The following is a 20,036-nucleotide window of genomic DNA, read 5'->3' as shown; positions in this document are numbered from 1 at the left end:
GGGGAGTTGGCTCCCCGACTCTAAAGTAGATCCTTCAATGTAACCTTTGCAGCGGCATGAACGCTTGAGTGGGGTTCTATTGCTTCGTAGAACATCTCGCCGTCTCCAAGGGAAAAGGAAATATTCATGACAGGTAGCTTCCGACTTTCAAGTCGATTTCTGCGTATTGCAACATTCGCTGCGCTGTTCATCGGCTCAACGGCTCAAGCGGCGCAGGCCCTGACCATCGATGTGCATCGAGATGCAAACTGCGGATGCTGCAAAAAATGGATTCAGCATCTTGAGGCCAATGGCTTCACCGTCATTGATCATGTAGAAACCAACATGAGTGCTGTCAAACAAGATCTAGGTGTCGCTCCACGACTCTCGTCTTGTCACACTGCGATGATCAACGGGAAGTTTGTTGAAGGTCATGTGCCAGTTGAGCAAATAATTGCGATGAGTAAGCGTGACGACCTTCTCGGGATCGCTGCTCCTGGAATGCCAGCAGGTTCTCCAGGAATGGAAGTCGACGGAGTACATGAGACCTACCAAATAATCGGCCTGACCAAAGCCGGCGTAGATCAGGTCATTGCTGAATACCCCGCAAACTAATCCCACCTCATCCATTCGGCCACAGCATGGTCCCAGCTCATGGCCATGCAGCGGGACATGCTATGTTGATTTCATTCTCAAGCAATACGCAAAGGACGATCAGCAACAAGCTGTAAAGGCGCGCCTGCGCCGAATCGGATAACCCCGTACCGCTGTCCTCAATAACAATTTGAGATGACGCCATGCTCCGTCTGCTGACAAGCACTGCGCATCTGACCACGATAGTGCTAAGTTCGGGTGGCGTTGCCACTCAGCTTGCCTTTCCGAATCTGGACATCTGTCTCGGCTGAAAGCGTAGAAAAGTTAAATTACAGTGGTTTGAGAGTTCTTTTTTTGCAGGCTTTTCAGACGCAGGGTCGCGCGTTGTACAGCGGCCATTTTTTCTGGACGCTTCATTCGTTTCCATTTTCTGATGTCTTCCTTGGTGCGACCGCAGCTGACGCACAGTTCGCTGTTCAACTGGCAGACAGAAGTACACGGATTCTCGATGTCCTTGGCCATTGGTCAATTCCTCGGCGAACTTATGCGAACTACGGGCTCATTGCTAAGCCTGAACGGCGACCTGATCGGGTGAAACAGCGCCCGGCTTCGTGCGGTACTCAACTGTCAGATGAGTGATCTCATGAACTGTCGCAAGCCGTTCTCGTATGTTTTGTGCATTCACTGCTGGGCTGCCTAGAACACTCACAATAGCGGCGCGGGCTTGCGGCCCTACCTGCCAGACATGAAGATCTATGATCGAAGCATCTCCCTGTCGCTCAACCAGTTCACGAATCTCTTCAGCGACATGATCATCTGTCTGGTCTAGCAATACACTCGCAGTCACCCGCATCAACGACCAAGCCCAGCGTGCGATGACAACTGCACCCACAATCCCCATTGCAGGGTCGAGCCAGACCCAACCAAGGTAACGACCAGCAAGCAGTGCTGCGATGGCCAGAACCGAAGTCAGTGCATCTGCAATGACGTGAATATAAGCAGAGCGCAGATTATTGTCATGACCATGTGCATGGTGAGATTCATCTTGGCCGTGGTCATGCCCATGGTGATGATTATGACCGCCAGACAGCAAAAGCGCGCTCACCACATTCACTGCTAATCCGACAATTGCGATAAGAGTCGCTGTCCCGAATTGCACTTGAGTCGGTTGAAAGAGACGAAATAGCGACTCTCCGGCAATTCCCAAAGAGACCAGTCCCAAAATCAGAGCAGATGCGAAGCCACCCAAGTCTCCAACCTTGCCAGTTCCAAAACTGTAGCGAGCATTTGAGGCATGTCTTTTTGCGTAACCGTAAGCAGCTGCGGCTATGCCAAGTGCTCCAGCGTGTGTTGCCATGTGAAATCCATCAGCAAGCAACGCCATTGAGCCAGTGAGATAACCTGCGGTGATTTCAGCAACCATCATTACGACGGTCAGAGCCACTACCCACAAGGTTCGCTTGGCGTTTTCTTCATGTGATTTCCCCAGGAACATATGGTCGTGGGAATAGTCGGTGTACGAATTACTCATCTGGGCAAATCCTATTTGGAATAGCGGCGAATGGCTTCGAGAAGCTCATCGACGCCTTTCGCTCTTTCTTCGTTGCTGAGTGTCGGATTCGCAACGTGTTCACGAGCGTGGTCTTCGATAATTTCATCCATCAGCCCATTGATAGCGCCACGGGCAGAAGCGACCAAAAGCAGGGTTTTCGAGCAGTCATCATCAGAGTCGAGTGCTCGCTCAATCGCCTGGACTTGCCCAGCGATTCGCTTTACACGCTTAAGAAGATTGTCTTTGCTTGATCTCATATGACCCATACCATACCCCCCCTACCTATATTGAGAGTATGTTCACACGTTCCAATCAGCCATACAACCCCAGGGACGCTCGCCGCCGGGATGGATATACCAACAGTTTCTTCAATCCACAAAAAAAGGCGCCACTAGGGCGCCTAAGCCGTCTCCAAACCAAAGGAGAAACAAGGAGACGGGGTGTATCGGGGATACCGGACAGTTGATGCCGATGGCTAATGCCCGTTAAAGGAGTTGCAGTGGATATTCAACAATCAGTCTGACCTCGTCCAAATCAGATTCGAAATCGGTAGCTCGTGTCGTTGCTTGGCGGACACGTAAAGACATGTCCTTCAGTGAGCCTGACTGGATGACATACTTAGCCTCGATGTCTCGCTCCCAACGCTTTTGGTCCTGCAATGGGGCACCGTCCGCTCCGCGACGCATGTACACGCTGTTTGCGTTGGAATAGTCCGCATCCCAACCCTTAGCGTAGCGGGTCATGAAGCTCAGACCGGGGATGCCGAAAGCCTGCATATCTAGATCGTAGCGCAGCTGCAAGGATTGCTCTTTCGGTGAGTTGAAATCGCTGTACTGAATGGAGTTATCCAAAAAAATTGAGTCGGACTGGCGAAGGTAGTCAAAGTCGTCGTTACCATTATTGCGCTGGTAACCAACGGTCACGGCGTGCGCTCCGAATTTGACCCCGGTCTTGCCGCTCCAGATCTTGTTATCGAAGCTTCCCAGAAGTTTTTCACCCTCATCAACCGCTCGGTAGTAATTAAAGCCGCCAATTAGCGATACGCTTTCTGAGAGTGGATAGCTCAATGTGGTGCCCGCGTAGTATTGGTTCCACACATCCTTGAATTGGCTGGTGTAAAGACTCACACCTACGTGTTCATTGACCGTGTAATCGCCCCCTAGATAAGCGATCCATGGAGCATCTACTACACCGGCGTAAAAAGTTGAAAAGCCGTCACGCATGCTACTGGAATTGGGTTGGCTCATCGCATGCAGCCGGCCCCCCTGAAGGGTCAGGCCTTTGATGCTGGTATTAGTGAACGTTGCACCCCGGAAACTCTCCGGGAGAAGTCGGGAATCCCCATAGGCAACGACAGGCGTCGATGGAAATACGTCGCCTACCTTGACGACTGTATCCAGGAAACGCACTTTTGCGGCCCCGCCTACTTTTGAGTAGGAGTCTTCAGGTTGGCCTTTGCTATTGTGCGGCAAGACATCGACTGAGCTACGGGCTCCCGAGCGACCATCACCTGAATCGAGCTTGAGGCCTTCCATTGCAAACGCATCAATGCCGAAGCCTACGGTACCTTGAGTAAAGCCTGATTCGAATCGGCCAATGATGCCATGAGCCCATTCGGCTGAGTAACCATTGCCCGTGGGGCTTGATTGACCCTTTCGATAATCACGATTGAGATAGAGATTCCGATTGAGAATACTAAAGGTGCTCCCCTCAATGAACCCTTCAGGCTTTTGCTCCACAGCTACTGCAACTTGCCCCATGCTCATGCCAAGGGAAATGAGAGAAAGACCATAAATGCTTTTATTGTTCATTTAACACTCCAGGCTTTAGCTTGGCAGAGTTTCTTTATGAAATATTTTTTATAATTATAAAAGCCACCAGCACGTGAGGATTTCTCCTACGTGCCGACAGACATAATTTCATACAATAGATAACTCCAGCGTGACCTGAAAATTACTTCTGTGTCAGCGAACAGCAAGCAGGCTCAAAACATACCGAACAACCTTGCGCAGTCAGGGCTAACGCTAATTAACTTCCGTGAGGGCAGTTAGTACCCATAACCTTGTATTCCAAGGTGTTGAGCTTGCCCGCCGAATCTTCATAGGTCATGCGCGAAGGGGCTACGCCACAGGTTTTATTGGCTTGAGTGGTACTGATTACCTTCTGGACATCGAGGTTCATTCCGTATTCATAATGAACAACTTCAGGTGTCGCCTTTCCGTTTTCTAAGGCGTACTGCTCCATCGCCTTCTGGTTCTCTTGCATCATTCGACCATAAACACGGTCACCACCTCCTTCAGCCATGGCCAAAGAAGACATGGTCAAGATGGAAGCGGCAAAAACAACTTTTAATAATTTCATGATTTTCTCCTAGTGCTCACTTACTTCTGACTAGAGGATAACCAGTGATGCCTTTCAGGAAGCTGCCGCGAATATTACATATCTGTAAGGCCTCTCGTAGAGCTCGTGAGTTCAACTATTTAAAGTTTAGCTTTATTGGCAGAGCACGCTGAATGCATCATACGACCATCAGAAATCAACTCGTATCCCACCTGGAGCATCTAGAGATTTTTTATAAAAATGCATATCTTCCTATTATGAAAAGCGGCTTTGACCGCTACAGGCGGATGAATCGTTTGGGCGTAGCTAAATGAGACTACGAACGTGTCACAAAAGCCTCATGGGCTGCGGAAATTAGGCACTACGTAGAGCACCGAAAACGCAATCGGCAGGATGGTCTTTAACAGCAATACGGTCTCGGAGGATAGGTTTTTATCTTATCCTTAACGTCATCGAAGATGACATTGAAGCTGTGCAGCAGGCGCTCCGTTTGCAACATTTGATCGTGAAGGATCTCAAGCAGGACAGCACAAACTACTGCCTGCCCAAGGATAAAGATAAAGCCTTCGAATCTTGAGGTTGTTTTCTCCAGCACGACCAAACCCGCTGACGATATCGGCAGGGCGAGCATTTTGCCGTTGATGTCGCCCGAAGCTTCAATAGAAGTGATTTTTCGTTATGTCGTGGGGCGGTGGCGAGACTCGTCCGACTGGCGTACTGTGGACCATCGGCGGCGATGGGGCCAAGAAGGGTCGCCTCATAAACTTGGCTTGAACTCTTGCTGTGTGGATAGCCAGTTAACTGCGTACTCACTGCGTCGTCAATTTGAGCCGACCAAGTGCCATCTCTAATCCAACCCACACGAATTCGTCGCTCTCAAATACCCAAAGCTTCCAAATTCCTATTTCTTACTGCGCTCAAGACAGCCATCCGGTCTTCTGTACCTGAATCCATATCAGGTACGGTGCCATGCTCCAGATCCTTACCCACATTAGCGAAACGCGGCGCTGGCTGTTTTCACTGCTACTGTTCTTGTCAACTGCGTCCCACGCGGAGACGTGGGTCATTACAAACCGAGCACATCCAGTATCCGCACCTTCTGGCGCTCGCGTCATCTTCCTGGATGATCAGCAGCGCCTTGAAGAACAACTTTCCAACCAACTACCCGCCGATCCACGCCAGGCAGAAGCGGCCATTCAACGCTACCTTGTCAGCCCTGCAGGGAAGCATCTGCAAAACGAGTTGGCCCAAGCCCAGCAGGGCGTCATAGACGCCTGGAGCCTGCGAGTCGAAAAACTCCCAGCCGTGGTCGTAGATCGTCGCTACGTCGTGTACGGCGAGCCTGACGCAGCTAAAGCCGTCGCGTTGATTGAACGAGCACGGAGCCTGTCACGATGAGACGCTCACGTTTTGCGATCCGGCCTTTGTCGCTGGCTATCACTTTCAGCCTGTCATTCAGTGCATCGGCTGCGATCAACTCGGCAGCGATTATTGCCTCGACCCTGTCACCAACCTGCCTGGAGTACAAAGTGGTCGGCATCTGCTATTGGCTGCTCTGCACGCCATTCGGATGCAAAGTCAAAACCTCGACCAAGGTTCGTCACTACGTACCGGACGCTGTGGTGTCTGCATATGCGAATACCGGGATGAACCCTTGGATAGAGATGTCACCTCTTGGCACCCCGAATCCGATGGCCCAAGCGGGCAACGACGGCACTACCAATCACGTTGCAGAGAACAACATCATCAAATTTAAGGAAGCCGATGTCATCGGCCATCCAGGTGGTGCGGCGTTGAGTCAGTTTGCCAGCGCCTCGGGCTATGTATGCAAAGGCGCAACCTTACCGCTTGTGCCTTACTTTCTGAGCACCCTTGACCCCATTGCTTGGCGATACGGCGTCCCGGAATCCGTATACCCCGAAGCACTCATTCCGGGCATGCGCGAAGTCGGTAGCCTGCTCTCAGCAAGCAGCTGGGGGAACGTCTACCCGCGTAGCGGCTTCCTTAACCAGACTGACGACTACAAAACGGGCGCAGTTATTGCGCAGCGTGCCGGCGACGTGGTTACCCGCCCAGGCCAGGTCCATGTCTACTTGCCGATGCTCGCCCTTCCCTACCCCGGTTACTGGCCCGCAGGGCCGCTACGCGAAGGTGACGCCTCCACTGGTAAGTGGCAAGAGCTCACCCCAGTCCTCAACCCGACTTGCGCAACCTTTCCCACCATCGATCCGAACATCGATGCGCAGGATGGCGGCTACGCCTGGGCACTCTGGCGCCCTTATTCGTGTTGCCAGCGTCGAGGACAGACCTTCCTCGGCAGTACGGACTTCCAATGAAACAGCGATCGGAGCAAAGCATGAAACTCACTACCTTGGCGATAGGGCTCGCCTGCAGCCTCAGCAGTGCAATAGCGCTCTCTGCTGATCCAATCAACGTCTCCTCCTCCGGAAGCGTCATTGGGGACAACGTGCTGTATAGCATTGGCGGCGGCAACGCAGTCACCATGGGGAGCGCAGGCAACATGGATAGTATTTCTGTGGGAGGCGGTTGGAATACCAATCTAATCTGCGGAAACATGAGCCTGAGCACAACCCTTGAAAACCAATTGAATGGTGCCACTTCCGGCTTCAAAAACATCATGAGCTCGGTGGTACAGAGCGCCACCAGCGCCGTGGCTTCGCTGCCGGCACTGATTCTTCAACGTGCGAACCCGGCGCTATACAACCTCATCACCAACGGCATTTTGCAGGCCCGCCTGGACTTCGACCGCTCCAAAGGCACCTGCCGCGCCATTGGCGAAAAGATGGCGGATATCGCCGGTAACCAAATGGGCTGGGGCAAGCTTGCTGAAGGTCAGGCTATGAGTCAGGCGCTAACATCCAACACAGACGCAGTGTCGGCGGTGGAACAAGTCGAAAAGAAAGGTGGAAACGATGGCGTCACTTGGGTTGGTGGTGATAGAGCAGGTGGTTCCGGTCAGAAGCCAATTCGTATCGTAGGCGACGTCACCAAGGCGGGCTACAACCTTCTGAACAAGCGCGCGGCCGGCGACACCGCATCCATCAGTAAAGCGAACTGCAACAACGGCATGGTGTGCAATGTCTGGTCATCGCCCCAGGAAGCCACCACCTTTGCCAATCGTGTCCTGGGTGAACAACAACAGCAGACCTGTGACAGTTGCCCTAAAACGGTGACAGCCGCAGGCGTCGGCCTCACGCCGCTGATCCAGGAAACGTACGACACCAAGCTGAAGGCCCTGCAGGAACTGCTGAGCGGAAGCAAAACGCTGTCGCTAGAAAACCTGGAAGCAGCGAGCAGCAACTCGTTACCCATCACCCGAGGCGTTGTAGCAGCACTCAAGGATGAGCGCGACCAGGACGTACTCGCTCGCCGGCTTGCCTCCGAAGTCGCGTTGTCCGATGTGTTGGAGAAAGCTCTGACCCTACAGCGCACCTTGATGGCAGGCAGTCGGGAACCGAACGTCGCGGCTAATGACCTCGCCGTCCAGGCAGTCGGCCAGCAGAGCTCCTCGCTGCAACAGGAGATCGGCAACCTCAAAATGGAACTGGACATGCGTCAGCAGCTCGCGAAGAACTCGCCTCTGACCATCATTGAACGCAGCAAAGCACGGGCAGAAGACTCTCGTGGCGTGTCCCCGGGAGCCCCAGAAACGAATCGATTGGACCAGTTGCAGTCACCCGCCCAGAACAAACAGTGAGAAAGGCCATGACCGAAATACAGGAGCCTGTCGCCGCTCCCAACCGTTCGCTGGTTCGACGAACCGGGAGGAGCATTCTGCTTGTTCTGGGTGTTTTGCTCGCGACTGCCGCCCTCGTAGTCCTACTCAGCGCTGTCCTGATGAACATGTTCGACAGCGCCGAGCAATGGCAAGCCTGGCGCACCGACCACTATTGGCCGCTCTTTACCTGGCGCCTAATGCTTTATATCGCACTGACCGTTGCCTGGTTCAAATTCAAGGTACGGTTATCGAACTCAGAACGCTCGAAACGGCGCAAAGGCCTGTTGAAGATCGAGATAATGGTGATCTTATTATTTCTGATGGTTGAACTGAGCAAGGTGCTGTATCAGGCAGGGGGTGTTCTGTGACGCTCTACACCAATGACTATTTAGAGTACTACCTGACGTTGGTCGGTTGGATCATCAACAATGGTATCTGGGCGATGATTTCAGATACCGGTCTATTCGCCCTCCCCTTCTGCATCATCGTTATTCGAGAGTGGCTGAAAGTCCGTGGTGAGGGGGCCGATGAGGGCAACAAAGGCGTTCTCTCACTGGCACGTATCGAAACCAATATCTACGTTGGCTACATCGTAGTCGCATTCTTCGCTGTACCAGCCGTCAATGTGAGTTTTGATACCTTGGCATTTGACCAGAGTAGAGCTCAGCAATGTCAATACAACTTACCTAAACCCACAGACACAGGCTGGAACACAACATTCAGCTCACTGGCAGGAAAGAGTGCCCAGATGCCCATGTGGTGGGCATTAATGCATGCATTATCAAAGGGATTAACCAATGGCGCTGTAGCAGCAATTCCCTGCGGGACTGATTTACGGCAAGTACGCATGGAAGTTAGCAACACCAAGATCAACAACCCGCTATTGGCTCAGGAAATTGGCGACTTTACGCACGATTGCTATGGACCCTCCCGTGCCAGATTATTCATGCGCCAACCCGAATTGGGAGCGCAAGGGAATGACCCTCGTTTTGCGCAGGAACTCAGCTGGATTGGTTCGCACTATTTATTGAACACCTCGGGTTATTACGACACGGACTACTCCAAAACTCCAAGGGCATCATGGCCCTATAACGCATCTCGTGATGTGGGTTTACCACAAGTGGGTGGAGGTGGGGGCTATCCAACTTGCAAACAATGGTGGTCAGATAGCGGAGTGGGACTGCGGGACCGTATCAAGGCTCAAGTGTCGCCGGACCTCATGACCAAAATGCTCGGCTGGGCAAAGTGGTTGTCCCCGGACGAAGTCACTGACTCGCTTGTCCGGCAACTGGTCTCGCCGTCGAACCAGGTGAAAGGGGATGTTTATACGGACTACGGGGGACAAATCGACGGAACTGTGTGGAATGGTGCAGCCCGGGCAGCGGGGACTCTCGGGGTTGCATTAGGATCTATGGCCTATTTTCCAGCGATGGACATGGTTCGCCAGGCGCTACCGATGGTCATGGCGTTCTTGAAAATGGCGATGGTGATTTGCATTCCCTTGGTGCTAATCGTCGGGGCTTACCAACTAAAAGTGGCCATGACTATGTCCGTTGTTTTTTTCGCTCTGATATTCGTGGACTTTTGGTTTCAACTGGCTAGATGGGTCGATACCACGATATTGGACGCTTTATATGGAGCCGGTTCTCCGCATTTATCATTTGATCCTGTGATGGGTTTGAACACTGCCACCCAGGACGCAATCTTAAACTTCGTGATGGGCTCGATGTTCATCATCCTGCCAGTGTTTTGGATGGGCGCGCTGGGATGGGCAGGGGTGAGCGCAGGAAAAGCATTGGAAGGCCTTACCAGCGGAACAAAAGATGTTCAAAAGGCAGGTCAGGAAGGGGTGAATACTGTCAAACGTAGCGTTATGTAACGTAAGGGTCTCATATCATTGATATGAGACCCTTAATCATCGTCGTCTACACGTTGACCAGCAACATAGTACCCATAGCCATCGGGGCCATAGCATTGACCATACTCTATCTGGTTTCTGCGAGGCGTAGGTCTGTGATTCAACGCCCAGAGCCCTCCACCCAAAACCAAGGTAAATACTGCAACGCTGATAATCCCGCTGAAAATGTCTGCAGAAAAATATAGGAGTACGGCAGCCACAACCAGACGCTTGACCCAACGCAGGGTACGGTTCTGACTGCACCAAACGAGGCGCGCAGCCTGACCCAGGCCATAGCCTAAGCGACTTGCTACTCCCTGAGAGGTCTGTGCGGTCATGGTGCGTCTCCTTCTTACCCGGTCTAGGGGCGATTTGACATTACTTATAATACCGATTTTTCTATGCTGCAAGATCATGAGACAAACGGCCTTTGCCTTCAGCACCAGATGCCCCCCTTTCACAACAAAAATGGCCCAAAAGGTAAAAGGTTTTGTAGAAGCGAATGGAATGGTTCACAAGGGTAAAAGCCTTACCCGAAAGGGCCGCTTTCAGCGGGAAAAAGGTCCAATCTCATCAACGCATCTCGCGAGTCGAATAAACTTCAACTAACTCGTCTTCTGTAAAATTACTAAGCAAAGAAAAGTATTCAGCTCTGGACTCAACCGTCAACGGTTGGATAGAACCTAAATTAATAAGAGTTGAAACAGCCTCGTCAGGAGTCATTTCGCTAGTAAGTGGGGCTCTCTGCCCAGAGTAATAAACCTTGTCAGACGCAATAGCTACATCCAGCAGTTCACGTACTTCACCATAACGAGCGGAACGCGCAGCGGTTAGAAACACTCCATCAAAAATGACCAAGACGCTATCAACGTGAGGAATAATATATTTAGCTAAGGCGACAACCAGAGGAAGGTTGTTGTCCCACCTTGCTTCCTCATCATCAAGATCATTCCCTACACTAGCAAAAAGAATGATCTCATCACACTTATTGTCACGTATCAAATCACAAAGTGCCCAAACATTATCTGAGGTTGATTTCGTAGCGTAGCGAAGTGAAACCATCATTTTTTCCTCACATAGTCGATCTGCGGCCCCGTGCCCTTAGACCGAAACGACGATAATTCTGCATTCCTTTCTCCGTCACCACCATAGAAAGATGGCTCTTCGCCAAAAGAAATACCCGAGGCAACCAGTGATCCTTTCCCCTTGCTCGCCCCCCCTTTGATAGGAGAAAAGCCTGCCCCATGAATCATTTACGGAGCAGGCGATGTTCTCTATTTTCCGCCGCAATAAAGCGCTACCCGCCCAAAGCCCCTCCCCTAACGGTTTTATACAGCCGGCCTCTAGCCAAGCACTACTGGCATCGCCGCGCCGTCAGAAACTACTGGAGAACATTTGGCAGCGCGCATCGTTATCTCGCTCACAGTTTGTCGAGCTCTATAGGCGTCCACTTGAGCGCTACGCGGAGTTGGTCCAGCAGCTCCCTGCTTCGCAAAACCACCATCATGCACACCCTGGCGGCATGCTGGATCACGGGCTTGAAATCGTCGCCTATGCCTTGAAAATTCGACAGAGCTACCTGCTTCCTATAGGCGCACCGCCGGAGTCTCAATCAGCACAGGCTGAGGCCTGGACTGCCGCCGCGGCTTACGGCGCTCTGATACACGACCTCGGCAAGATCGCCGTCGACGTGCACGTCGAGCTGGCAGGAGGTAAAACCTGGCACCCGTGGCACGGCCCAATCGATCGTCCCTATCGATTCCGTTACGTGAAAGGACGCAACTACCAACTTCACGGAGCCGCTGCCGCACTGATCTACGCGCAGATCCTCTCCTCAGAAATCTTAGATTGGCTCAGTAATTTCCCCGAAGTGTGGTCGCAGTTAATCTTCATTTTGGCTGGTCAGTACGAACATGCCGGCATTTTGGGAGAGATCGTGGTCAAGGCCGATCAGGCGTCCGTCGCACAGGAGCTCGGTGGAAATCCAGCCCGCGCGCTGTCCGCGCCCAAACAGTCTTTGCAGCGTCAATTAGCAGATGGGTTGCGTCACCTGGTCCGAGATACATTCAAACTGAATCAACCCGATGGACCGTCAGATGGATGGCTGACACAGGATGCTCTTTGGCTGGTTAGCAAGCCTATTGCTGATCAATTGCGAGCCTATTTGCTGACCAAAGGCGTTGAAGGTGTACCCAGTACGAATGCGCCTTTCTTCAACATGCTGCAAGATCAGGGGGTAATCCAAACCAATGCCCAAGACAAGGCAATCTGGAAAGCCACGATAGACAATGGTCGTGGCTGGCGAAACACCTTCACCCTGCTGAAGCTCTCACCGGCACTGATCTGGAATGATCCAAGTGATCGGCCCACAGCTTACGCTGGGACTCTTGAGGTAGAAGCTGGCAACCCGGTAGAAGACTCTGCAGCTGAAAATACCGTCGCCACACCGGCCAAAAAGTTGCCTTCGGAAATTCAATCCAGCCCTGTGCCGGCGCCTTTAGCACCGGCACAGCCATCACCGTTCGAACTACCTCAGCATTCCTCGAGCAGTACAGATGAATTTGACGAGCTACTGGCGCTCCTTGGTAACATCAATGAGCCATCAGAAGACACCAAAAACAAAGCGGTCTCAGCGGCACATACCGCGCCTCCGAAACTGGATGAAATCCAGCCTTCCCAAACCTCCAATCAAGGAGGTGCGCCTTTAGCAATAATCGAAGAAGTCACTCCGATGCCTAGCAATAACACCGAGATCGGTCAGGGATTTGTTGAATGGCTTAAGAAAGGCATCGCATCCCGGACCATCATTATCAACGATACCAAAGCGCTGGTTCATACCGTAGCAGGGACCGCTATGCTGGTAACGCCTGGAATTTTCAAACGCTACGTCCTTGAATTCCCCCATATCGAACAGCAAGCCAAAGTACAGCAAGTCAGCGCCTGGCAGCTGGTTCAACGTAGTTTCGAGAAACAGAAACTTCATCGAAAAACGCATAAGAGTTTGAATATTTGGACCTGTGACGTTGTTGGACCTCGAAAATCCAAGCAGCTCAAGGGGTACTTACTACTAGACCCGCGAACAATCTTCTCTGAGGTCCCTTTCGACAATATCAGCCTGTCCTTGAAGTCAGAAGCAACGGAGCCGCCACAATGACGACGCCCTCGAATCTGACGGAGGAATACATCTTTGCCCATGATCTGCGGCCTGCCAGTGCAAAGATCTATCGCGCCTCGACCAAAGCACTACTCAAGCATTTCCGAACGGCCTCAGTTGAGGAGATCGATCATCGTGCGGTTCTGACATGGCGAAAAAAAGTCCTTGAGAACGGATTATCCAAACGCAGCTGGAACACCTATTCAAATCACCTTCGAACTGTTTGGGGCTACGCCATAGAACACGGCCTGATGACCCATACCACGATCAACCCATTCAAGAAAACCAGCGTTATCCCACCAAAGCGAGCCAGCAAGACAATCAATGGAGACGCCATCCAACGAGCACGCAACTGGCTCATATCCCTTGTAGGCCAAGAACGTTGTACGCATGAACGTAGCCAGATCACACCTGCCTGGTTCTGGCTCAGCGTCTTCGAGATGTTTTATTACACAGGCATACGTCTGAATGCCCTGCTGTGCCTGCGTTACAAAGATATCGACTGGGACAGCCAGATGATCTTGGTCCGCGGTGAAACAGAGAAGACCCATCGGGAGTTTTTCCTCCCCATTATGGAAGGACTCGCTCCACACTTATCCAGGATCTTGGGGGAGGCCGAGAAAATCGGTTTTTCACCAGACGATCAGCTGTTCAACGTCAACAGATTCTCTCGTCACTTCCATGGCAAGGAAATGAACATCGACCAGGTGGAGTCAATGTACGGCAAGCTCACCGATAAGATCGGCGTGCGCATGACCCCTCACCGCTTCAGGCACACATTAGCAACAGACTTGATGAAGCAGCCTGAGCGAAACATTCATCTCACGAAAAGCCTGCTGAATCATTCGAATCTAGCGACAACGATGAATTACATAGAGGCGGACTACGACCATATGCGTGCTGTTCTACATGAGCGGAGTCGGGCTCAGGGCGCTCTGAGCCGAGTGACACGGGTTGATCCAAGTGGCAAACCCTCTGCCCCCTTACCCGCCAAAATAGGTGTGCATTCACAGGAAACCGCTCAACCAGAGCCCAAGAAGCTGCCAGCTCCACAACAATCTAGCAGCACAGAGGTCAGTATTGATCGGCGGACCAAGTCGACTGGCCGAAGCGCGCTACAGAAGGCTCTCGAGCTCGCATCTGCGCAACTGCATCGCGAGTCAATGACATGCTCTATGGACCCACCAGTAGATCAAGTAGAGCAGAGTCTACTATTGACGCTAATGGCGAGCGGGCTTGGTGTCGGCACATTCAGGAAACGCACCTCAACTGAGCATTCAATGCGAAGCTCATCATTTTCCAGAGCATCGCCCTAGTACGCTCATAATCAAAGCGCACTGGCTATAGGGAATTCTGGTTGGCCAGAGGCTTTCGCATGCCCGGAATAAAGAACCAGGTCGAAATCCGGATTTTTTCCAGACGAACGGTACGACTTTGCTCAAGGCACAAAAAAAGGCGTCATAAAGACGCCTTTTTCATTAAATATGGTCGGGGTAGGGGGATTCGAACTCCCGACATCCTGCTCCCAAAGCAGGCGCGCTACCGGACTGCGCTATACCCCGGAATGCGCATCGCAAAGCCTATGCACATTGACATCATGACGAACCGAAACTACTGTTCGCCTCAGACGGCTGCATGTCTACGGCGATATCTAAGTGCTGTAACACTTTCCAAAACCGTAAAACCGCCTCTATCAGAGCTAGAACCTCTGATTCTAAGATTTGATTCCAGCGTCAACTGGTCTCAAAAATGGTGGGTCGTGTGGGATTCGAACCTACGACCAATTGGTTAAAAGCCAACTGCTCTACCAACTGAGCTAACGACCCAAATATGGTCGGGGTAGGGGGATTCGAACTCCCGACATCCTGCTCCCAAAGCAGGCGCGCTACCGGACTGCGCTATACCCCGGTTTGAAATTGGCTCCGTGACCAGGACTCGAACCTGGGACCCAATGATTAACAGTCATTTGCTCTACCGACTGAGCTATCACGGAACTACATATTTCAAATTTACTGCTGTGTAACCTTCTCTTCGACCCTGTCCGTATCGCTACGTTAGCGTCTCTGAGGCGCGCTATTCTACAATCTTAAAAACCCCTGTCAACCCTTTAAATTGCTTTTAAGACAATGATTTGCGCTTCTTTCTGATTTCTTCTTGGGGAGAAGAAACCCGTGGGCTGACGTTGCTGCGGGGCGCACTTTACAAGCCTTTGCCTTACAGTTCAACGCCCTAGCGAAAAAAAAGGCCCCGCAATGCGGGGCCTCTTCTTATTACGCCAGATGCCGGCCTTAATGGAAGACGATCTCGTCGTCTTTCACCGTGGCCGTGACGCGGGTTCCCGGCATAAAGCTGCCCGACAGGATCAACTGCGCCAGCGGGTTCTCGATCCAGCGCTGGATCGCACGTTTCAGAGGCCGTGCGCCATACACCGGGTCGTACCCGACCGCGATCAGCTTGTCCAACGCCTCGCTGCTCAGCTCCAGGTCCAGCTCGCGTTCAGCCAGGCGGCTGCGCAGGCGACCCAGTTGGATCTCGGTGATACCCGCGATCTGATCCCGCGCCAAAGGCTCGAAGATCACCACCTCATCCACCCGGTTGATAAATTCCGGACGGAAGTGCGAGGTCAGCGCATCCATGACCGCAGCACGCTGGGCTTCACGGTCGCCCACCAGTTCCTGGATCTGCGTCGAGCCCAGGTTGGAGGTCATCACGATCACCGTATTGCGGAAGTCCACGGTGCGCCCGTGACTGTCGGTCAGGCGACCATCTTCCAGTACCTGCAGCAAGATGTTGAACACATCCGGGTGGGCCTTCTCGACCTCGTCCAGCAGGATCACCGAGTAGGGCTTACGCCGCACGGCTTCGGTCAGGTAACCGCCCTCCTCATAGCCCACGTAGCCTGGCGGTGCGCCGATCAGGCGAGCCACCGAGTGCTTCTCCATGAATTCGGACATATCGATCCGTACCATGGCCTCTTCAGTATCAAAGAGGAACTCGGCCAGGGCCTTGCACAACTCGGTCTTACCCACGCCGGTCGGGCCCAGGAACATGAACGAGCCGCTTGGGCGGTTCGGGTCGGACAAACCAGCCCGGGAACGTCGTACCGCGTTGGACACCGCGACAACGGCCTCTTCCTGGCCGATGACGCGCTGATGCAACAGACTTTCCATCTTCAGCAGCTTGTCGCGCTCGCCTTCGAGCATTTTCGACACCGGAATACCGGTCCACTTGGAGACCACTTCGGCAATTTCTTCTTCGGTTACTTTGCTGCGCAGCAACTGGTTCTCAGGCTTGCCATGCTGGTCGACCATTTGCAGGCTGCGCTCCAGGTCCGGGATCACCCCGTACTGCAACTCGGCCATGCGGTTCAGGTCGCCTTTGCGGCGCGCCGCTTCCAGCTCCTGGCGGGACTGCTCGATCTTTTGCTGGATCTGCGCCGAGCCCTGTACTTCGGCTTTTTCCGAGGTCCAGATTTCTTCGAGGTCCGAATACTCACGTTCCAGGCGGACGATTTCTTCCTGGAGTTTTTCCAGGCGCTTCTTCGCCGCCTCGTCCTCTTCTTTCTTCAACGCCTGGGATTCGACCTTCAGTTGAATCAGGCGCCGATCCAGGCGGTCGAGCACTTCCGGTTTGGAGTCAATCTCCATGCGGATACGGCTGGCCGCCTCGTCGATCAGGTCGATGGCCTTGTCCGGCAACTGACGATCAGTGATATAGCGATGGCTCAACTTGGCCGCCGCAATGATCGCGCCGTCGGTGATCGCCACCTTATGGTGGACCTCATAGCGTTCTTTCAGGCCACGCAGGATGGCAATGGTGTCTTCTTCGCTTGGCTCTTCCACCAGCACTTTCTGGAAGCGACGCTCCAGCGCTGCGTCCTTTTCGATGTACTGGCGGTATTCGTTGAGCGTGGTCGCACCGACGCAGTGCAGTTCGCCCCGCGCCAAGGCTGGCTTGAGCATGTTGCCGGCGTCCATGGAACCTTCGCCTTTACCGGCGCCGACCATGGTGTGCAATTCGTCGATAAACAGAATGATCTGCCCTTCCTGCTTCGACAATTCATTGAGCAACGATTTCAGGCGCTCTTCGAACTCACCACGGAATTTGGCGCCGGCGATCAGCGAGCCCATGTCCAGGGACAACAGGCGCTTGCCTTTCAGGCCGTCCGGCACTTCACCATTAATGATGCGCTGGGCCAGGCCCTCGGCAATCGCGGTTTTACCCACGCCAGGCTCACCGATCAGCACCGGGTTGTTCTTGGTGCGGCGTTGCAGGACCTGGATGGTGCGACGGATTTCGTCGTCACGACCGATCACCGGGTCGAGCTTGCCTTCTTCGGCGCGCTTGGTCAGGTCGACGGTGTATTTGTCCAGGGCCTGGCGCGACTCCTCATGGTTGGGGTCGTTCACCGCCTCGCCCCCACGCAGGTTGTTGATGGCGTTTTCCAGGGCTTTCTTGCTCACGCCCTGGCCCAGCAACAATTTGCCGAGCTTACTGTTGTCGTCCATGGCGGCGAGCAGCACCAGTTCGCTGGAGATGAACTGGTCACCTTTCTGCTGGGCCAGGCGGTCGGCCTGGTTGAGCAGGCGCGCCAGATCCTGGGACATATTCACGTCACCGGTAGGGTTCTGGATTTTCGGCAGTTGGTCGAGCTCTTTGCTCAACTCTTTGCGCAGGCTGTTGACGTCAAAGCCCACCTGCATCAGCAACGGCTTGATGGAACCACCTTGCTGTTCCAGGAGCGCCTGCATCAGGTGCGCAGGCTCAATCGCCGGATGGTCGAGGCCGACCGCCAGGGATTGGGAGTCCGATAAGGCCAACTGCAATTTGCTGGTTAAACGATCAATACGCATTAGTCACCTTCCTTTTGAGCAGGCCGGAGCTATGAACAAACACATCCTGAATGAAGAAACCTGCCAGATACCCTTATAGATGGGGTGGATTCTGGGGGTTTCAAGCGGCGGATAGTTGATACAGGTCAGGAGAGTCTAGCGTTGAAGCCAGATAAGGGAGGCGAATCGGCCCGTACGCAGGCTGCGGCGATAAGAAAAGAAGCGCGGGTCGGTCACGGTGCATAAACCGCCACCATATACAGCGGTGACACCGCGTATTGCCAGACGCAGGCGCGCCAGCTGGTAGATGTCGGCCATGAACTTGCCGTGATTGTGGCTGGGAACAAAGGCTTCAGCGGTGGCCGGTAGTTGCTGCATGAACGCCTCACGCACTTCCAGGCCGACCTCAAAGGTTTGCGGGCCAATGGCAGGTCCGAGCCAGACCAAGACGTCTTCGGGAGCGGTATCCAGGCTTTCGAACGCGGCCTCCAGCACGCCGGCCGCCAAGCCACGCCAACCGGCATGGGCAGCGGCAACCCGGGTGCCCGCCCGATTACAGAACAGCGCAGGCAGGCAATCGGCTGTCATGGATGTGCAGGCGATGCCAGGAGTGCTGGTCCAACTGCCATCTGCCTCGACAGTACGACCCGGATCAGCCTCAACCACGTTAGTACCGTGGACCTGGCGCAACCAGGCAGGCTGAATATTGAACGCGTCGGTCAGACGGCGGCGATTTTCAAGGACGGCCTCCAGGCTGTCCTCGACGTGATCGCCCAGGTTGAGGCTGTCGAACGGCGCCAGACTGACGCCGCCCGCTCGGGTGGTGACGCAGGCTTTCACCCCGGCCGGCGCAGGCCAGTCAGGAATCAGCCAGTCATTCATCCGATAAATGCCTCGCGATCCTGCTTGAGCAGCGACAGCAACCAGACCAGATCGTCTGGCAGCGGCGATTCCCAGCTCATTCGCTTACCGCTCGTCGGATGATCCAGCTCCAGGAAACGGGCATGCAGTGCCTGGCGCGGGAAGGATTTCAGCGATTCAACCATGGTTTGGCTCGCCGCCGGCGGAATTCGGAAGCGACCGCCGTAGGCAGGATCTCCGACCAACGGGAAGTTGATGTGCGCCATGTGCACACGAATCTGGTGGGTACGCCCGGTTTCCAGCTTGACCCGCACATGGGTATGGGAACGGAAACGCTCCAGCACACGATAGTGGCTGACGGCCTGCTTGCCGCCTTCCATCACCGCCATACGCTGGCGCTGCTGGCCGTGGCGACCAATCGGTGCATTGATCTTGCCACCGGCCACCACCACGCCGATCACGATGCACTCGTAAATACGACTGACGCTGCGGCTCTGCAATTGAGTAACAAGCTGCGTCTGCGCCTGGATGGTCTTGGCCACCACCATCAAGCCGGTGGTGTCCTTGTCCAGGCGGTGCACGATGCCGCAGCGCGGGACATTGATAATGTCCGGCACGTGGTGCAACAGGGCATTGAGCAAGGTGCCATCAGCGTGCCCGGCGGCCGGGTGAACCACCAGGCCTGCGGGTTTGTTGATGACCAGGATATCGTCGTCTTCATAGACGATATCCAGCTCGATGTCCTGGGCGACCCATTCTCCCTGGGCTTCCTGCTCGGCAGTCAGCTCAAGAATCGCACCGCCATGGACTATGTCTCGCGGGCGGATAACCGCTCCATCCACAGTCAGGCGGCCGTCTTTGATCCAGGCGGAAAGGCGCGAGCGCGAGTGCTCAGCGAATAATTGTGCGGCGACTTGATCGAGGCGTTGGCCGCCCAATTCGGACGGCACCTCTGCGCGAAGTTCAATTTTATCGGACATGCTCAGACTAGGCGTGGCACAGCCTTTGGTTTCGGCTGCGCGCTTGTGGTTAAATACGGCGTCTTTTGCCCCGAGGCTTTCAACGGGGCGCTCATCATAACAGGACGG

At 53.8% G+C, this 20,036-nt stretch carries 18 protein-coding genes and 4 tRNA genes; 8 read left to right on the top strand and 14 right to left on the bottom strand.

Annotated features, from left to right (window positions below; genetic code table 11):
- Positions 1-126: 126 nt before the first annotated feature.
- Entirely contained in the window at positions 127-594 is a 468-nt protein-coding gene (locus tag BLU48_RS01160; protein WP_008437448.1) for a DUF411 domain-containing protein, read from the top strand.
- Between the two features lie 303 nt (positions 595-897).
- Here the strand turns inward: BLU48_RS01160 and BLU48_RS01155 are convergent, their stop codons facing one another.
- The 5 genes from BLU48_RS01155 to BLU48_RS01135 all read right to left on the bottom strand — a co-directional run bounded on the left by BLU48_RS01155 (position 898) and on the right by BLU48_RS01135 (position 4,486).
- Positions 898-1,095 (bottom strand): DUF1289 domain-containing protein, encoded by a 198-nt coding sequence (locus tag BLU48_RS01155; protein WP_008437450.1) that lies wholly within the window; start codon positions 1,093-1,095, stop codon positions 898-900.
- Between the two features lie 43 nt (positions 1,096-1,138).
- On the bottom strand, positions 1,139-2,104 hold the full coding sequence (gene dmeF, locus BLU48_RS01150) for a CDF family Co(II)/Ni(II) efflux transporter DmeF (protein WP_008437453.1): 966 nt from the start codon (positions 2,102-2,104) through the stop codon (positions 1,139-1,141).
- An 11-nt stretch (positions 2,105-2,115) separates the two neighbouring features.
- Complete coding sequence (locus BLU48_RS01145) at positions 2,116-2,391, bottom strand: metal/formaldehyde-sensitive transcriptional repressor (RefSeq protein WP_024073346.1); 276 nt, start codon at positions 2,389-2,391, stop codon at positions 2,116-2,118.
- A gap of 219 nt (positions 2,392-2,610) precedes the next feature.
- Positions 2,611-3,936 carry an OprD family porin gene (locus tag BLU48_RS01140; protein ID WP_008432871.1) on the bottom strand — a complete coding sequence of 442 codons (1,326 nt, stop codon included), beginning with the start codon at positions 3,934-3,936 and terminating at the stop codon, positions 2,611-2,613.
- 217 nt (positions 3,937-4,153) lie between these two features.
- The gene (locus BLU48_RS01135; RefSeq protein ID WP_008432869.1) at positions 4,154-4,486 is read right to left on the bottom strand and encodes a DUF2790 domain-containing protein; all 333 of its coding nucleotides are present in this window, start codon (positions 4,484-4,486) and stop codon (positions 4,154-4,156) included.
- A 948-nt stretch (positions 4,487-5,434) separates the two neighbouring features.
- On the opposite strand from BLU48_RS01135, the gene BLU48_RS01125 reads away from it, so the two are divergent.
- Genes BLU48_RS01125 through BLU48_RS01105 form a run of 5 tightly spaced genes read left to right on the top strand, consistent with a single transcriptional unit; the run spans position 5,435 to position 10,083 of the window.
- Complete coding sequence (locus BLU48_RS01125; RefSeq protein ID WP_008432865.1) at positions 5,435-5,863, top strand: TIGR03757 family integrating conjugative element protein; 429 nt, start codon at positions 5,435-5,437, stop codon at positions 5,861-5,863.
- Positions 5,860-6,801, top strand: a complete 942-nt coding sequence (locus BLU48_RS01120) for a TIGR03756 family integrating conjugative element protein (protein ID WP_008432863.1) — start codon at positions 5,860-5,862, stop codon at positions 6,799-6,801. The genes BLU48_RS01125 and BLU48_RS01120 overlap by 4 nt, the downstream gene beginning before the upstream one ends.
- Before the next feature lie 20 nt (positions 6,802-6,821).
- Positions 6,822-8,183, top strand: coding sequence for an integrating conjugative element protein (locus BLU48_RS01115; protein WP_024073345.1), 1,362 nt, complete (start codon positions 6,822-6,824; stop codon positions 8,181-8,183).
- Between the two features lie 8 nt (positions 8,184-8,191).
- Entirely contained in the window at positions 8,192-8,572 is a 381-nt protein-coding gene (locus BLU48_RS01110) for a hypothetical protein (protein WP_008432858.1), read from the top strand.
- Positions 8,569-10,083: a conjugal transfer protein TraG N-terminal domain-containing protein gene (locus BLU48_RS01105; RefSeq protein WP_008432856.1), complete on the top strand. Its 1,515-nt coding sequence runs from the start codon at positions 8,569-8,571 to the stop codon at positions 10,081-10,083. The genes BLU48_RS01110 and BLU48_RS01105 overlap by 4 nt, the downstream gene beginning before the upstream one ends.
- A 32-nt stretch (positions 10,084-10,115) precedes the next feature.
- On the opposite strand, the gene BLU48_RS01100 is transcribed toward BLU48_RS01105, so the two are convergent.
- Positions 10,116-10,439: an Ac45/VOA1 transmembrane domain-containing protein gene (locus tag BLU48_RS01100; RefSeq protein WP_008432855.1), complete on the bottom strand. Its 324-nt coding sequence runs from the start codon at positions 10,437-10,439 to the stop codon at positions 10,116-10,118.
- 235 nt (positions 10,440-10,674) lie between these two features.
- Positions 10,675-11,163, bottom strand: a complete 489-nt coding sequence (locus BLU48_RS01095; protein WP_019821334.1) for a hypothetical protein — start codon at positions 11,161-11,163, stop codon at positions 10,675-10,677.
- A 205-nt stretch (positions 11,164-11,368) separates the two neighbouring features.
- On the opposite strand from BLU48_RS01095, the gene mobH reads away from it, so the two are divergent.
- Positions 11,369-13,255 carry a MobH family relaxase gene (mobH, locus tag BLU48_RS01090; RefSeq protein ID WP_008432854.1) on the top strand — a complete coding sequence of 629 codons (1,887 nt, stop codon included), beginning with the start codon at positions 11,369-11,371 and terminating at the stop codon, positions 13,253-13,255.
- Positions 13,252-14,571 carry a site-specific integrase gene (locus tag BLU48_RS01085; RefSeq protein WP_008432853.1) on the top strand — a complete coding sequence of 440 codons (1,320 nt, stop codon included), beginning with the start codon at positions 13,252-13,254 and terminating at the stop codon, positions 14,569-14,571. Before mobH ends, BLU48_RS01085 begins: the two co-directional genes overlap by 4 nt.
- A 169-nt stretch (positions 14,572-14,740) precedes the next feature.
- Here the strand turns inward: BLU48_RS01085 and BLU48_RS01080 are convergent.
- From BLU48_RS01080 to rluD, 7 genes are all read right to left on the bottom strand, one after another.
- Positions 14,741-14,817, bottom strand: a tRNA-Pro gene (locus BLU48_RS01080).
- Between the two features lie 188 nt (positions 14,818-15,005).
- Positions 15,006-15,081 (bottom strand) — tRNA-Lys (locus tag BLU48_RS01075).
- A 5-nt stretch (positions 15,082-15,086) separates the two neighbouring features.
- Positions 15,087-15,163, bottom strand: a tRNA-Pro gene (locus BLU48_RS01070).
- Between the two features lie 9 nt (positions 15,164-15,172).
- Positions 15,173-15,248: transfer RNA gene (locus BLU48_RS01065), tRNA-Asn, on the bottom strand.
- 295 nt (positions 15,249-15,543) lie between these two features.
- Positions 15,544-18,108, bottom strand: a complete 2,565-nt coding sequence (gene clpB, locus BLU48_RS01060; RefSeq protein WP_043049306.1) for an ATP-dependent chaperone ClpB — start codon at positions 18,106-18,108, stop codon at positions 15,544-15,546.
- Positions 18,109-18,243: 135 nt separating this feature from the next.
- Entirely contained in the window at positions 18,244-18,969 is a 726-nt protein-coding gene (gene pgeF, locus BLU48_RS01055; protein WP_057024898.1) for a peptidoglycan editing factor PgeF, read from the bottom strand.
- The gene (gene rluD / locus BLU48_RS01050; protein WP_005784662.1) at positions 18,966-19,928 is read right to left on the bottom strand and encodes a 23S rRNA pseudouridine(1911/1915/1917) synthase RluD; all 963 of its coding nucleotides are present in this window, start codon (positions 19,926-19,928) and stop codon (positions 18,966-18,968) included. Before rluD ends, pgeF begins: the two co-directional genes overlap by 4 nt.
- Between the last annotated feature and the right edge of the window lie 108 nt (positions 19,929-20,036).

The organism is Pseudomonas synxantha (genome assembly GCF_900105675.1).
Taxonomy (GTDB): domain Bacteria; phylum Pseudomonadota; class Gammaproteobacteria; order Pseudomonadales; family Pseudomonadaceae; genus Aquipseudomonas; species Aquipseudomonas synxantha.
This window is presented reverse-complemented; position numbering and strand designations above follow the sequence as displayed.